The sequence below is a fragment of the Ruegeria sp. HU-ET01832 genome (genome assembly GCF_040371315.1).
GTDB lineage: Bacteria > Pseudomonadota > Alphaproteobacteria > Rhodobacterales > Rhodobacteraceae > Ruegeria > Ruegeria lacuscaerulensis_A.
Genome location: NZ_BAABWL010000002.1, coordinates 41,351 through 54,951, shown reverse-complemented (window position 1 = coordinate 54,951; position 13,601 = coordinate 41,351). Strand labels below are relative to the sequence as shown.

General features: G+C 58.5%; 13 protein-coding genes. 6 read left to right on the top strand and 7 right to left on the bottom strand.

Going from position 1 to position 13,601, the window contains the following annotated elements; genetic code table 11:
• Entirely contained in the window at nt 1-1,104 is a 1,104-nt protein-coding gene (leuB, locus tag ABWV79_RS05535; protein ID WP_353390846.1) for a 3-isopropylmalate dehydrogenase, read from the top strand.
• 60 nt (nt 1,105-1,164) lie between these two features.
• Here leuB and ABWV79_RS05530 read toward each other — a convergent pair whose 3' ends face one another.
• Complete coding sequence (locus ABWV79_RS05530) at nt 1,165-3,351, bottom strand: transglycosylase domain-containing protein (protein ID WP_353390844.1); 2,187 nt, start codon at nt 3,349-3,351, stop codon at nt 1,165-1,167.
• Nucleotides 3,352-3,609: 258 nt separating this feature from the next.
• On the opposite strand from ABWV79_RS05530, the gene ABWV79_RS05525 reads away from it, so the two are divergent.
• Together ABWV79_RS05525 and ABWV79_RS05520 are read left to right on the top strand one after the other, a co-directional pair.
• Nucleotides 3,610-3,948: a P-II family nitrogen regulator gene (locus ABWV79_RS05525; RefSeq protein ID WP_058273036.1), complete on the top strand. Its 339-nt coding sequence runs from the start codon at nt 3,610-3,612 to the stop codon at nt 3,946-3,948.
• Between the two features lie 32 nt (nt 3,949-3,980).
• The gene (locus tag ABWV79_RS05520) at nt 3,981-5,285 is read left to right on the top strand and encodes an ammonium transporter AmtB (protein ID WP_170353832.1); all 1,305 of its coding nucleotides are present in this window, start codon (nt 3,981-3,983) and stop codon (nt 5,283-5,285) included.
• A 118-nt stretch (nt 5,286-5,403) separates the two neighbouring features.
• Here ABWV79_RS05520 and ABWV79_RS05515 read toward each other — a convergent pair whose 3' ends face one another.
• The 3 genes from ABWV79_RS05515 to ABWV79_RS05505 all read right to left on the bottom strand — a co-directional run bounded on the left by ABWV79_RS05515 (nt 5,404) and on the right by ABWV79_RS05505 (nt 8,070).
• Entirely contained in the window at nt 5,404-6,588 is a 1,185-nt protein-coding gene (locus tag ABWV79_RS05515) for an amino acid aminotransferase (protein ID WP_353390841.1), read from the bottom strand.
• Nucleotides 6,588-7,442 carry a 3-mercaptopyruvate sulfurtransferase gene (sseA, locus tag ABWV79_RS05510; protein WP_353390839.1) on the bottom strand — a complete coding sequence of 285 codons (855 nt, stop codon included), beginning with the start codon at nt 7,440-7,442 and terminating at the stop codon, nt 6,588-6,590. The genes ABWV79_RS05515 and sseA overlap by 1 nt, the downstream gene beginning before the upstream one ends.
• An 82-nt stretch (nt 7,443-7,524) precedes the next feature.
• The gene (locus ABWV79_RS05505; RefSeq protein WP_170353838.1) at nt 7,525-8,070 is read right to left on the bottom strand and encodes a helix-turn-helix domain-containing protein; all 546 of its coding nucleotides are present in this window, start codon (nt 8,068-8,070) and stop codon (nt 7,525-7,527) included.
• Nucleotides 8,071-8,178: 108 nt separating this feature from the next.
• Between ABWV79_RS05505 and ilvD the strand changes: the two genes are divergently transcribed.
• Nucleotides 8,179-10,011 carry a dihydroxy-acid dehydratase gene (gene ilvD / locus ABWV79_RS05500; RefSeq protein WP_170353840.1) on the top strand — a complete coding sequence of 611 codons (1,833 nt, stop codon included), beginning with the start codon at nt 8,179-8,181 and terminating at the stop codon, nt 10,009-10,011.
• A gap of 120 nt (nt 10,012-10,131) precedes the next feature.
• On the opposite strand, the gene ABWV79_RS05495 is transcribed toward ilvD, so the two are convergent.
• From ABWV79_RS05495 to ABWV79_RS05485, 3 genes are read right to left on the bottom strand one after another with little or no spacing between them, the layout of a single operon-like run.
• Nucleotides 10,132-10,404 carry a DUF6525 family protein gene (locus ABWV79_RS05495; RefSeq protein WP_353390837.1) on the bottom strand — a complete coding sequence of 91 codons (273 nt, stop codon included), beginning with the start codon at nt 10,402-10,404 and terminating at the stop codon, nt 10,132-10,134.
• Nucleotides 10,401-11,036 carry a DUF1826 domain-containing protein gene (locus ABWV79_RS05490; RefSeq protein ID WP_353390835.1) on the bottom strand — a complete coding sequence of 212 codons (636 nt, stop codon included), beginning with the start codon at nt 11,034-11,036 and terminating at the stop codon, nt 10,401-10,403. The genes ABWV79_RS05495 and ABWV79_RS05490 overlap by 4 nt, the downstream gene beginning before the upstream one ends.
• Complete coding sequence (locus ABWV79_RS05485) at nt 11,033-12,247, bottom strand: GTP-binding protein (RefSeq protein ID WP_353390833.1); 1,215 nt, start codon at nt 12,245-12,247, stop codon at nt 11,033-11,035. The genes ABWV79_RS05490 and ABWV79_RS05485 overlap by 4 nt, the downstream gene beginning before the upstream one ends.
• Before the next feature lie 104 nt (nt 12,248-12,351).
• On the opposite strand from ABWV79_RS05485, the gene ABWV79_RS05480 reads away from it, so the two are divergent.
• Both ABWV79_RS05480 and ABWV79_RS05475 read left to right on the top strand, forming a co-directional pair.
• Nucleotides 12,352-12,756, top strand: a complete 405-nt coding sequence (locus tag ABWV79_RS05480; protein WP_170353847.1) for an RrF2 family transcriptional regulator — start codon at nt 12,352-12,354, stop codon at nt 12,754-12,756.
• Nucleotides 12,757-13,263: 507 nt separating this feature from the next.
• Entirely contained in the window at nt 13,264-13,599 is a 336-nt protein-coding gene (locus ABWV79_RS05475; RefSeq protein WP_353390831.1) for a biotin/lipoyl-binding protein, read from the top strand.
• Nucleotides 13,600-13,601 lie beyond the last annotated feature (2 nt).

The window sequence follows — 13,601 nt, the reverse complement described above, 5'->3', positions numbered from 1 at the left end:
ATGTCCAACCCTTCGCTCCTCATCCTGCCCGGAGACGGAATTGGCCCGGAAGTTATGGCCGAAGTGCGCAGAATCATCGGATGGTTCGGCGACAAACGCGGCCTTCACTTTGACGTGAGCGAGGATCTGGTCGGCGGTGCCGCTTATGACGCGCTTGGCAAGCCCCTTTCGGATGAAACCATGGCCAAGGCACAAGAGGTGGACGCGGTTCTGCTGGGTGCCGTGGGCGGCCCGAAATACGACGATCTTGATTTCAGCGTAAAACCTGAACGCGGCCTGTTGCGCCTGCGCAAGGAAATGGACCTGTTTTCTAACCTGCGCCCGGCCCAGTGCTTTGACGCGCTGGCGGATTTCTCGTCGCTGAAGAAAGACATCGTGGCCGGACTGGACATCATGATCGTGCGCGAGCTGACCTCGGGCGTCTATTTCGGCGAACCGCGCGGCATCTTCAACGAAGGCAATGAACGCGTGGGCATCAACACCCAGCGTTACACCGAGTCCGAAATCGAACGCGCCGCGCGCTCGGCCTTTGAACTGGCGATGCGCCGGAACAAAAAGCTGTGCTCGATGGAGAAAGCCAACGTGATGGAATCGGGCATCCTGTGGCGCGAGGTCGTAGACCGTGTGGCCGCCGATTACCCCGAGGTCGAGCTGACCCACATGTATGCTGACAACGGCGCGATGCAGTTGGTGCGCGCGCCCAAGCAGTTTGACGTGATCGTCACCGATAACCTGTTCGGCGATATCCTGTCGGATTGTGCGGCGATGCTGACTGGTTCGCTTGGGATGCTACCCTCCGCTTCGCTGGGTGCACCGATGGCCAACGGTCGCCCCAAGGCAATGTATGAACCCGTGCATGGCTCGGCCCCCGATATCGCGGGTCAGGGCAAGGCCAACCCGATTGCCTGTATCCTCAGCTTTGCTATGGCGCTGCGCTATAGCTTTGATCAAGGAGATGAGGCGGATCGCCTGGAAGCGGCAATTGAAAAAGTGCTGGCCGATGGTGTCCGCACCGCTGACCTGCTGGCCGAAGAGGGCGTACAGCCTGTGTCGACCACTGAAATGGGTGACGCGATTCTGGCGGCGCTAGACGAAAGCGTCTAATCCCCTCGACCCAAGTCAAATAAAGGCGGTGCCCAGTGCACCGCCTTTTTCTTTGGCCGGTCAATTCCCGAAAATGTTGTTCAGCAGGTTATTGATGGCCCGATCCAAACCGGTTTGCTTTTTACGACGCTGTTGCTGTGGCTGAGCGGTCCTGACGGGCGGGTCCGGTGCCAACATCGGCAGTGGTGTGGGCGTCATCCCCTCGGTCACGCGGACCATTGTCTCTTTCCAGATCTCGGCGGGCAAACCACCTCCGGTAACACCGGATAGGGGCGTGTTGTCATCATACCCCATCCATACACCAGCCACGTAATCCGCCGTGAAGCCGATAAACCACGCATCCCGAGCGGCCTGCGTTGTACCTGTCTTGCCTGCCACCTGCCAACCCGGCAGTTTCGCGCGCCCGCCGGTCCCTTCGGACACCACACGCTCCATCATCCAGGTCAGCTGCTTGGCCGCCTTATCGTTGATCACACGCTCGCCGATACCAGTTGTCGTCACCATGACGGGCGTTTCATCGCCCAACAGCTTCAGTTCAGTCAGGCCATAAGGCTCGACCGACGAACCGCCGTTCAGGATACCCGCATAAGCGCCGGTCATCTCGATCAGCGTACTCTCGGACGCGCCCAGCGCCAGAGCTGGCCCCTCGGCCAAGTCGTTTGCGATGCCAAACCCGTTGGCAACAGTGCGCACGTTTTCAAGCCCCGATATCTCGGCCACCTTCACCGCCGGGATATTCAGCGAGTTCATCAGTGCGTCTGCCAATGTCACCCGGCCATAGAACTTGTTGGTATAGTTCTTGGGACACCATGGTCCCGAACCGGGAATATCGATGCAGTAGGGTTCGTCCATCACCGTATCCAGCGGCGAATAGCCCAGCTCAAGCGCAGTCGCATAGACGAAAGGTTTGAAAGATGATCCGGTCTGGCGCAGTGCTTGTGTGGCGCGATTGAACGCACCCGAGACGCGGGTCTTGCGTCCGCCGACCATCGCGCGCACCGCACCATCCGCCGACATCACAACAATCGCGGCCTGAGCCTTGGATCCTTCACGCACCTTTTCCTGAAAGATATATTGCAACGCTTCTTCCGCCGACTTCTGCAGCCGCTGATCCAGAGTCGTGCGGATCACCACATCCTCAGTGGTGTTTCGGGTAAAGAACTCGGGTCCGCTGGCCATGACCCAATCGGCGAAATACCCGCCTGCGCGCGCAGCCGCGGCCTCGGACAGTTGTGCGGGCCGTGCGCGCGCCTCGCTGGCCTGCGCGGTGGACAGGTATCCCTGATCCTCCATCAACCCAACAACAAGCCGCGCCCGGTCCTGCGATCGTTGCAGGTTATTGGTCGGCGCATAGCGGGTGGGAGCAACCAGCAAGCCCGCGAGCATCGCCGCCTCGGACGGTGAAACCTCGGCCGCTGAAATACCGAAATAACGCTGGCTGGCGGCTTCGAACCCGCGGGCGCCTGCGCCAAGGAAAGCACGGTTGAGGTAGATCGTCAGAATCTCGTCCTTGGAGTATTTCACCTCCATCGCCATCGCATAGACGGCCTCTTTTGCCTTGCGCCAGAGCGAACCCTGTCGGCAATCGGACTCGTATGCGGCCTCTGACTCCCACTCGGCAGGATCGTAAGGCACGCCCAGGCACAACAGCTTGGCCGTCTGCTGCGTGATGGTCGAGCCCCCATGGCCCGACAACGGCCCCCGTCCTTCGCTAAGGTTGATACGCACGGCACTTGCCACACCACGAGGGCTGACACCAAAATGACGGTAGAACCGTTTATCCTCGGTCGCGATGACCGCGTGTTTCAGATGCGGTGAAACGGTATCTGCTGTGATCACACCGCCGAATTGGTCGCCGCGCCATGCAAAGACCTTACCCTCGCGGTCCAGCATCGTCACGGAACCCCGTGCGCGTCCGTCCAACAGCGAATCGACATCAGGCAGTGAGGTGTAGACAACACCGATCGCCAACGCGAGCAACAGCGCGCACACGGCCCCCACGCGCCAGGTCACGCCCCAGACCATACGCCAGAGCCAACGGAACAGGCGGCGGAAAAATCCGCCCCCTTTGCCGCCTGATTTCTTACGTGTTTTCTTACGGGTGGACTTTCGGGTGGTGGTCTTGCGTGCGACAGCCTTCTTGCCCGCAGGTTTCGCGGTGCGCTTGGTCGCCTGGGGTTTACGACCCTTGGACGGGTATCTTTTGTCCGCAACCAAAGGGGATTTGCGACGCCTGGAATCTGTCATTTCCGAACTCTGCCCGGTTATCGTTTTGAGCCACCATACCTTGCCCGACCAATGAAGTTGAGGTCTGAATTTCAGGTAAATCGCTTCCTTATTGTGCACAATTTTTAGGCGTTGTCCTCATTCTGTGCAAAAATTGTGCACCTCGCCGCAAATTTCCCCAGCGTTTGGCTGCTCTCGGCGTTCCTAAACGCGGCCAGTCAGGCTTTTTTGCTGCGAGTGCAAACAAGCCGGACAGACCGGGAAGCAGAGGGGATCAACGTGAAACTGATCATTGCGACAATCAAGCCGTTCAAGCTGGAGGAGGTGCGCGAGGCACTGACCGAGGCCGGTGTGCGCGGCATGATGGTGACCGAAATCAAGGGCTTCGGCTCGCAGTCCGGTCACACCGAGATTTACCGCGGCGCCGAATACGCCGTGAACTTCGTACCCAAGATCAAGCTGGAAATCGTGGTGCCCGCCACGATGGCCGACCAGATCGTCGAAACCATCACCAAAACCGCCAAGACCGGCAAGATCGGCGACGGCAAGATTTTCGTCCTTGATGTCGAGCAGGCCCTGCGCGTGCGGACCGGGGAAACGAACGAAGAGGCGCTGTAAGGCGCCCCCACCCGTAAAAGGACAGATATCCAATGAAACTAAACCGAATTCTAACCACAGCCGCTGTGCTGGTCGCCTTTCCTGCGGCTGCCTTCGCTAATGACCCGCCTTCGTCGATGGAGGACGTGGGCTATATCTTCACCACTCTGCTGTTCCTGATGGCCGGTTTCCTGGTCTTCTTCATGGCGGCCGGGTTTGCCATGTTGGAAGGTGGCCTTGTGCGCTCCAAGAACGTGGCGATGCAGATGACCAAGAACATCGCGCTGTTTTCGATTGCGGCGATCATGTATTGGCTGGTTGGCTTCAACACGATGTATCCCGGCGACTTTAACGGTTTCTTCTCCCTTGGTGGTCAGACCGTTCTTGATCCGGTTGGCATTGCGTCTGCGGATGCGGCGCTGGATTATGCCTCGATCGGATCGGACTTCTTCTTCCAGCTGGTCTTCGTTGCCGCAACGGCCTCGATCGTGTCAGGTGCAGTAGCCGAGCGTATCAAGCTGTGGCCCTTCCTGATCTTCGTCGTTGTTCTGACCGGCATCCTGTACCCGATCTCTGGTTCGTGGCAGTGGGGCGGCGGCTGGCTGTCTGAAGCTGGCTTCTCGGACTTCGCTGGTTCGACCGTTGTACACTCGGTCGGCGGCTGGGCCGCTCTGGCAGGCGTGATCGTTCTGGGCCCGCGTATCGGCAAGTACAAAGACGGTAAAGTCCACCCGATGCCCGGTTCGAACCTGGCGCTGGCAACCCTGGGTACGTTCATCCTGTGGCTGGGTTGGTTCGGCTTCAACGGCGGCTCGCAGCTGGCAATGGGCACCGTGGGTGACGTTTCCGACGTGTCGCGCATCTTTGCCAACACCAACATGGCCGCTGCATCCGGTGCCGTAGCCGCGCTGATCCTGACGCAACTGCTGTACAAAAAGCCTGACCTGACCATGGTGCTCAACGGCGCGCTGGCCGGTCTGGTCTCGATCACGGCTGAACCTCTGGCCCCGACCCTGTTCGGTGCACTTTGGATCGGTGCCGTGGGCGGTGTCATTGTAGTCTTCGCGGTTCCGATGCTGGATAAGTTCAAGCTGGACGACGTTGTCGGTGCGATCCCGGTTCACCTGTTCGCCGGTATCTGGGGCACCATCGCCGTGATCTTCTATGGTGAAGCCTCGTTGGGCACTCAGCTGCTGGGCATCGCAGCTTACGGTGTGTTCACCTTTGTCGGCGCGCTGATCCTGTGGGTCATCCTGAAGACCACCCTTGGCATCCGTGTCAGTGAAGAAGACGAGATCAACGGTCTCGACATGGCCGAGCTGGGCATGGAAGCCTACCCGGAATTCTCGAAGGGTTAATATCGCTGAGATACCCAAACCAAAGCCGGGCGTTCGCGCCCGGCTTTTTCTTTGGATCATACAGGCATGAAAAAAACCGCGCCCTAGGGCGCGGCTTTGATATGCGTTTCAGATAGGCTTAAACGCCTACGTCGACAATTGCCTTGGCCAGAATCGGCACCGTGTTGGAGTTCAGACCAGCGATATTCAAACGGCTGTCTCCCACCATATAGATCCCGTGATCATTGCGCAGTTGCTCGACCAATTCAGGTGCTGCGCCCAGACGCGAGAACATGCCGCGGTGCTGGGCGATAAAACCAAAGCGGTCTGATCCGGTCAGGCGCTGCAGCTCATCGGCCAGTTGCTGACGCAGGCCCAGCATGGACAGGCGGACCTCTTCCAGCTCGGCCGCCCAGTCGGCACGCAGGGCGTCGTCATTCAGGATCGTGGTCACAACCCGCGCGCCGTGGTCGGGCGGGAAGGAATAGTTCTGACGGTTCAGGAAGGCCAGCGTCGACTGGTTAAGCGACGTTTGCGCTGCGTCATCACTGATCGCCATCAGCAAGCCAGTCCGTTCGCGATAAACACCGAAGTTCTTCGAGCAGGACGCCGCGATCAGGCAACGCTTGACCGACGAGGCCACCAGACGGGTTGCCTGCGCGTCCTCCTCAAGCCCGTCACCAAAGCCCTGATAGGCAATGTCGACCATCGCCACGAGGCCCAGCGCGTTAATGACGTTCACCACCTCTTGCCATTGGACCATGTTCAGGTTGGCCCCGGTCGGGTTGTGGCAGCAGCCATGCAGCAGCACGACGTCGCCTGCTTTGGCGGTTTTCAGATCGGCAATCATACCGTCGAAATCAACGCCACGGGTCTCACCGTCGAAGTACCGATAGGGAACCGTCTCCATCCCCAGATAGTTCAGGATCGACAGATGGTTCGGCCATGTTGGGTTCGACACAAAGACGCGCGCCGAAGGGTTGGCCATGCGGATCATCTCGAACGCTTGACGACAGGCACCGGTGCCACCGGGCGTTGCCACGGCAGCGATATTGCCGCGCGGCACGGCGTCGTCAAGGATCAGGTTAATCATCGCATCGGCATAGGCCGGATCACCTGCCAGACCTGTGTAAGCCTTGCTCTCCTGTTCCTCCAGAATGCGCTTTTCGGCGGCCTTGACGGCGCGCATCACCGGGGTCACGCCTTCGGCATTCTTGTAGACGCCCACACCCAAGTCGATCTTTTGATCGCGCGGGTCTTCGCGGTACATCTGCATCAGCGCCAGGATTTTATCGGCGGGCTGCGGTTTGAGGTTCTCGAACATCAGTTCTCTCCGGTTGCGACGGGCAGGGTCGGGAAGGCACCCCATTCAGCCCAGGAGCCGTCATAAAGCGAATGGTCTTTCTTGCCCAAGCGTTCCAGCGCCAGGCTAAGGATCGCGGCGGTCACGCCCGACCCGCAAGTGGTGATCGCGGGTTTTGTCAGATCAACGCCTGCGGCCTCGAACACGGCGCGGCAATCCTCGGGCGATTTCATCGTGCCGTTTTTGTTCAATAATTCGCCAAAAGGTACGTTGTGCGAACCCGGGATATGGCCCGAGCGCAGCCCCTCGCGCGGTTCGGGCGCAGTGCCAGCAAAGCGCGCAGCCGCGCGTGCGTCGATGATTTCGTGGTCATTCAGCTTGGCAGCGGCCGAGACCTGCGTCACGTCCCGCACCAGATGGTTCTGCACGCGCACAGTCATGTGGCGGTCACGGATTACCGGGGGCAGGTCTTCGATCTCGCGGCCCTCGGCCTGCCATTTGGGAAAGCCACCGTCCAGCACGGCCACGTTCTCTTGCCCCATCAGACGGAACAGCCACCAGACCCGTGCCGCCGACATCAGCCCGGCACCGTCATAGACCACAACCTGATGGCCGTCGCCCACGCCCATGGCCCGCATCCGTGACATGAACTTTTCAACCGGGGGCGCCATATGCGGCAGGTCCGAGCGCCGGTCGGAGATTTCATCAATATCAAAGAACCGCGCACCGGGGATATGGGCCGCGTCATATTCGGCCTTGGCATCGCGGTTCTGCGCAGGCAGATACCACGACCCATCCAGAACCCGCAGGTCCGGGTCTTTCATATGGGCCGCAAGCCAGTCGGTAGAAACGAGGGTTTTCGGATCGTCCTGCATCAAAGCCTCCCCTAAGCGAGCTTGGGTTTTCCCTATACGCGCAGGGGTGCAGGTTCAAGACTGGATGGGGGCAGCGGACCGCTTAACCGGCCTGCCCATAGTGGTGCATGTTCAGAAACGCGGCACCCTGCGGTCCAGCACGATAGCCATGCGGCAGATCGGCGGCAAACCGCAGCCCTTGCCCGGATTGCAAAGGCACCCATTCGCCATCGCGCAGAATCTCTAGCGATCCGTTCAGCACGAACACCTCTTCGGTAACGCCTGCGGCGTGGGCAGCGGATTCGTGGCTCTGATTTGGAGCCAGATCGACATGAAAGGTCTCGGCACCCAGAACAGGATCATAGGGAAAGACGATCTTGACCTCGATGCTGCCGGGGAAAGTCACGGTTCGAAACAGGCTTTCATCCGTAGGGTCACGCAACACCGACGATCCTATCAGCGCGCTGAGCGGCAACTGAAACCCTTTGGCGATCTTCCAAAGGGTCGCAATGGTCGGGCTGGATTCGCCGCGCTCGATCTGGCCCAGCATGGCTTTGCTGACACCTGTCATCTCGGCCACCTTGGACAGGCTCAGCCCAGAGGCCGCGCGCACATCCCGTAGTTTCAGCGTAATGTCGTCCTGTGCCATGTCGTTCGTCTTTCGAATCCTCTTGTGCGTTATAGCGCACATGTGGTACGTGCGCTATAACGTACGAACCCCAAGACATGCAACCCGAGGCAACAGGGACACAGCGTCATGCCACTATACCGATCCAGAACCTCTACTCATGGCCGCAACATGGCCGGCGCCCGCGGCCTGTGGCGCGCAACCGGCATGGGGGATGACGATTTCGGCAAGCCAATCATCGCCATCGTCAACTCGTTCACGCAATTTGTGCCCGGTCACGTCCACCTGAAAGACCTTGGCCAGATGGTCGCGCGCGAGGTTGAAAAGGCCGGTGGCGTCGCCAAAGAGTTCAACACGATCGCCGTGGATGATGGCATCGCCATGGGCCATGACGGGATGCTGTATTCGCTGCCCTCGCGCGAGGTGATCGCGGATTCGGTAGAATACATGGTCAATGCACATTGCGCCGATGCGATGGTCTGTATCTCCAACTGTGACAAGATCACGCCAGGTATGCTGATGGCCGCCATGCGCCTGAACATCCCTGCGATCTTTGTTTCGGGCGGGCCGATGGAGGCGGGCAAGATCGACATCGCCGATCTGGACGCCAAGAAAATCGACCTTGTGGATGCAATGGTTGCTGCCGCCGACGACCGGTTCACCGACGAGCAGGTCCAGCATATCGAGGAAAATGCCTGCCCCACCTGCGGGTCGTGCTCGGGCATGTTCACTGCAAACTCGATGAACTGTCTGGCCGAGGCGCTGGGTCTGGCACTGCCGGGCAACGGGTCCACGCTCGCCACCCACTCGGATCGCAAAGAGCTGTTCCTTGAAGCCGGTCGCCGCATCGTCGAGATCACCAAGCGCCACTATGATCTCGACGAAAAAGGCTTCCTGCCCCGCGAAATCGCCACGTTTGATGCGTTCGAAAACGCCATGTCGCTGGATATCGCCATGGGTGGCTCGACCAACACCGTGCTGCACCTGTTGGCCATCGCGCATGAGGGCGGCGTGGATTTCGACATGTCCGACATGGATCGGCTCAGCCGGAAAGTGCCGTGTCTGTGCAAAGTCGCACCCAATACCGAGAATGTGCATATGGAAGACGTTCACCGCGCCGGTGGCATCTTCTCGATCCTCGGGGAACTCAGCCGCGCTGGCTTGCTGCACGAGGGCTGCAGCACTGTACATTCCGGCACCATGGGTGAAGCGATTGCCAATTGGGACATCAAGGTTGCCAATAACCCCAAGGCGCAAGACCTGTTCAAAGCGGCCCCCGGTGGAGTGCGCACAACGCAGGCATTCAGCCAGTCCAACCGGTACAAAGAATTGGACACCGACCGCGAAGGCGGCGTGATCCGGTCCAAGGAACACGCGTTCAGTCAAGATGGCGGTCTGGCCGTTCTGTTCGGCAATATCGCGCGCGACGGCTGTATTGTGAAAACCGCCGGTGTGGACCCGGCCAGCCTGACCTTCACCGGCTCGGCCTATGTCTGCGAAAGCCAAGATCAGGCGGTGAACGACATCCTGACCGGCAAGGTGAAAGAGGGCGACGTGGTCGTCATCCGCTACGAAGGTCCGCGCGGTGGTCCGGGGATGCAGGAAATGCTGTACCCGACCTCATACCTGAAATCCAAAGGTCTGGGCAAAGCCTGCGCGCTGCTGACCGATGGGCGGTTCTCGGGCGGTACTTCGGGCCTGTCGATCGGCCATGTCTCGCCCGAAGCGGCCGAGGGTGGCGTCATCGGTCTGGTGCGCCAGGGTGACAAGATCGAGATCGACATCCCCAAACGCTCGATCCATCTGGCGGTCTCGGACGAAGAACTGGCTACCCGCCGCGCCGAGCAGGATGAAAAAGGCTGGGAACCTGCCGCTCCGCGCAAACGCAAAGTCTCCACGGCGCTGAAAGCCTATGCCAAACTGACCACAAGCGCCGCCAAAGGGGCTGTGCGCCAGGTTTGAGTTAGACACCGCTCAAGAAAAAAGCGGCCCACCTTTAGGGTGGGCCGTTTTTGTTATTTCATGCGGACAAAACCGCGCTTTCGCTGCGGCTTCACCAATGGCAATTCTTCGTAAAACTTTTCAGTTCTGCGTGTTGAAATCAAAGAGTGTCGAATGCCGATCTCGGGCAAGCGTTTTAGCCTCGGCCACGTTCAGCGACGCCTGCGTTTCTTCTTCTGTCAGGCCCTTGGCGCACGATTTCGACCACAAACGGCGTGCAGATACGGGAGACCAGGGTAAGGCAGCCTCTGACAACCACAGTCTCAGAGGCGCTGGCAGGCCATCAAAGGCTGACATGGGATCACGAGTCCGACGTTTGCGGCGGAGGCTACTTTGTTCAAGATTGCCGCTCATATTTCATCTTCCTGATCGGTCACGGGGTCGAGAACGAGGACGAGCCGGGTTTCGCCTGTTCCCTCAATGGGCGGCGATCGATGTAGCAAACCCGAAGGTGTCTCGGCAGGCCAAAGCGTTCCACGCAAGAGGATGGGTGAGCCGGTTTGAACCGTGAACACACGTTTCGGTTCGGTACCGTCGGTCGATATTCCGTATTGCGTTCCGGTGCCTCGATAGGTGCACACAAGCCGTGCAGTGATGGCGTCGATGTGAAACCTGCGACAGGCGTTGGTTGTTACGACGTCCAACCGCAGTCGCAGGAAACTGGCGGTCATCAAGTCTGAGAACATGTCGGCCAGCCCAGCGATATCCGCCTGAAGCCAGTCGCGTTCCGCCCCGGCGGGCAAATTGGCCATGTCAAAGAGGCGCTGGACCGTTTCACCAACTGCATGCGCCGGAAGGATAACCCGAGCGCGAGGCAGAGTTTCGACGTCAACGCCATCCAACCAGGATTGCACCTCTGGCGGCGTTTGCCGACGCCAGATCGCAGCTGCACAGCCGGGCTTCAGGAACGTGCTCAAGGCCGTTGGATCATCTGCGATACCGACACCAATGGCGGCATCCTTGATCTTCTTCCGGGCAAAATTCATGCTGCATCCTCAACGCGACGCCACCCCGGAAACGGATCGGGCAGGTCAAGCGGCAAGGCGTCTGGTCCGCTTGCCACGACAGTCGGAACAAGGCAGGCATCCAGTTTTACCTTCAGAGCGGTCCAGTTAATGCCCGCACCGATGAAAACCAGTTCCTGCCGCCGGTCTCCCCAAGGCTCTGCCCAATGTTGTTTCATGTAGCCAGATGCCGCGACATGTTCGGGCCAGCGATCTTTGGGCACGCTCGCCCACCAGGTTCCAATGGGCTTGATGCTCGACAACGATCCAGCCAGCGAAAATTCCGCCACCCATTCTGGTCGGGTTGCGATCCAGAAATGACCTTTAGCCCGGATGACGCCCGGCATGTCATCGTTCAAGGCTGCAAGAATTTTTTCAGGGATAAACGGAGCCTTTGCACGGTAAACGTAGGAGGCCACACCATATTCCTCTGTCTCAGGCACATGGTCAGCAAAACCATACAGCTCATTTGCCCACATCGGATGTTCATGTGCCTGCTCGAAATCGAAAAGACCTGTATCGAGGATCTTTTCAGCTGCAACCTGCGATTGGTTGGTTTCGATGATTTCCGCATCGGCATTGAGGCTTCGGATTATCTTGCGCGCCGCGTCGACCTTTTCGGGGCCTGCATCATTGACCTTGTTCAAGATGACAACATCGGCAAACTCAATCTGATCTGTCAGCAGATGCACGAGGGTGCGTTCGTCCTCTTCGCCCATGGTTTCGCCGCGATCGCTCAGGAAATCGTGGCTGCCGTAGTCGTTCAGAAGGTTCACGGCATCAACCACCGTGACCATGGTATCGAGCCGAGCCACATCTGACAGGCTTTCCCCGAATTCATCTCTGAAATCGAAAGTGGCGGCGACGGGCAGTGGTTCGGATATCCCTGTGGATTCGATCAGAAGATAGTCAAAGCGCCCCTCTGTGGCCAAGCGGCGCACTTCGTCAAGCAGGTCATCACGCAGGGTGCAGCAAATGCAACCGTTTGACATCTCCACCAGCGTCTCGTCCGTTCGACTAAGCTCGGTATCGGCCCGGACCAGGTCCGCATCAATGTTCACTTCCGACATATCGTTGACGATAACCGCGACTTTTCTTCCGTCCCGATTATTGAGAACCCGGTTGAGAAGAGTTGTTTTTCCCGCACCCAGAAAGCCGGAAAGCACCGTGACCGGAAGACGTTCATCTGACATAAACCGCTCCAAAGCTGATGTGATATTTCTCGCAACTTACGCAGTTACTAGACCAATGCAACTGCAAAAGTTACGTGTATGATCCGTTTGGAGAAAAACCGCACATGAAACGAAACTCTCGCCTGTCGCTTGCTCTGCATACACTCAGCCATATGGCCGGAGAGCCGGACCGCGTGCGGACGTCGTCCGACATCGCAGATCACGCGGGCACCAATCCTGTTGTGGTCCGCCGTGTGCTAGGAAGGCTGCGAGAGGCGGGTCTGCTGACCTCGGAGAAGGGTCACGCAGGCGGTTGGCGCCTCGCCCGCAAACCGCAAGAAATTTCCCTGGCCGATGTCTACCTTGCCCTTGATGAGCGTTTGGTCGCTTCTGACGAGATCAGCGAAGCCCCTGCATGTTCCGTCGAGCACGCGTTGCAAAAACGCGTATCCGGTGTCCTTGAGGAAATCGAACAGAGCCTTATCCAGAAGCTTAGCGAAACATCGATTTCCGAAGTGCGGGATGCCTGATCTGGCATAGATGCGCACAGAGCAACCGTTTGGTCAGAGTGTAGCATCGTTTGGTTTAGGCTCGGAGCAGACATTTGCCGCACCTGGGCTGAATGACGGTTCTGCAGACAAAGCTGCAATTAGCTAATAAGTAAGCGTTGGCAGCGGTTCGCGAGAAAGCGGACATTTCCGCTCCACACGTTGGTCCGGACGACCGCCTTGGCTTTGCTGAGTCGCAGTGTAACCTCCGCGCGTTTACCTTTTAACGCAGCTACACTAACTCGAAATGCGGCCTTATGAGCTGCCGATAAGACAAACAGCAGCACCGAGACGACGACGTATTGCGAAGTTGTCTATTCAGTTTGACAAGAAGTGCTCGGGTCTCTCTCCGCCTCACTTTAACTAATTCGTATTTTTGACTTTGTTTGGTAAGCGCGTACAATTGTAACAGCTTTAGGCGCAAAATCCGCAAGTTAGGCCACCTTCACAGCGACGAAGTAAGGAACGCGGAAGGCACGGGAGAGGGATATGAAGAGAATTTTTGGTTGGCTATTTGCCTTCGTGTTGCTTACCGGCTGCTGGGAGAAGGAAGAAGATGCGACCCAAACACTTATTCGACCTGTCAGAGCCATCGAGATTTCCGACCTCTCCAGTTTGCATGACCGATATTTTGTCGGAACAGCCAGGGCCGCGCGCGAAGTCTCTTTGGCCTTTCGCGTACCGGGCAATGTTGTTGGCGTCGATGTTCAGGTTGGCGACCTTGTAACGAAGGGTGCCATTATGGCAGCCTTGGATCCAGCTCCATACCAGGCTGAAGTAGACCGGCTTACCGCCGAACTAGCAAGCGCACAAGCAACGTTTTAGAA

Coding starts and splice junctions, on each gene's coding strand:
- leuB (WP_353390846.1), top strand. CDS start 1: ATGTCCAACCCTTCGCTCCTCATCCTGCCCGGAGACGGAATTGGCCCG.
- ABWV79_RS05530 (WP_353390844.1), bottom strand. CDS start 3,351: ATGACAGATTCCAGGCGTCGCAAATCCCCTTTGGTTGCGGACAAAAGA.
- ABWV79_RS05520 (WP_170353832.1), top strand. CDS start 3,981: ATGAAACTAAACCGAATTCTAACCACAGCCGCTGTGCTGGTCGCCTTT.
- ABWV79_RS05515 (WP_353390841.1), bottom strand. CDS start 6,588: ATGTTCGAGAACCTCAAACCGCAGCCCGCCGATAAAATCCTGGCGCTG.
- sseA (WP_353390839.1), bottom strand. CDS start 7,442: ATGCAGGACGATCCGAAAACCCTCGTTTCTACCGACTGGCTTGCGGCC.
- ABWV79_RS05505 (WP_170353838.1), bottom strand. CDS start 8,070: ATGGCACAGGACGACATTACGCTGAAACTACGGGATGTGCGCGCGGCC.
- ilvD (WP_170353840.1), top strand. CDS start 8,179: ATGCCACTATACCGATCCAGAACCTCTACTCATGGCCGCAACATGGCC.
- ABWV79_RS05495 (WP_353390837.1), bottom strand. CDS start 10,404: ATGAGCGGCAATCTTGAACAAAGTAGCCTCCGCCGCAAACGTCGGACT.
- ABWV79_RS05490 (WP_353390835.1), bottom strand. CDS start 11,036: ATGAATTTTGCCCGGAAGAAGATCAAGGATGCCGCCATTGGTGTCGGT.
- ABWV79_RS05485 (WP_353390833.1), bottom strand. CDS start 12,247: ATGTCAGATGAACGTCTTCCGGTCACGGTGCTTTCCGGCTTTCTGGGT.
- ABWV79_RS05480 (WP_170353847.1), top strand. CDS start 12,352: ATGAAACGAAACTCTCGCCTGTCGCTTGCTCTGCATACACTCAGCCAT.
- ABWV79_RS05475 (WP_353390831.1), top strand. CDS start 13,264: ATGAAGAGAATTTTTGGTTGGCTATTTGCCTTCGTGTTGCTTACCGGC.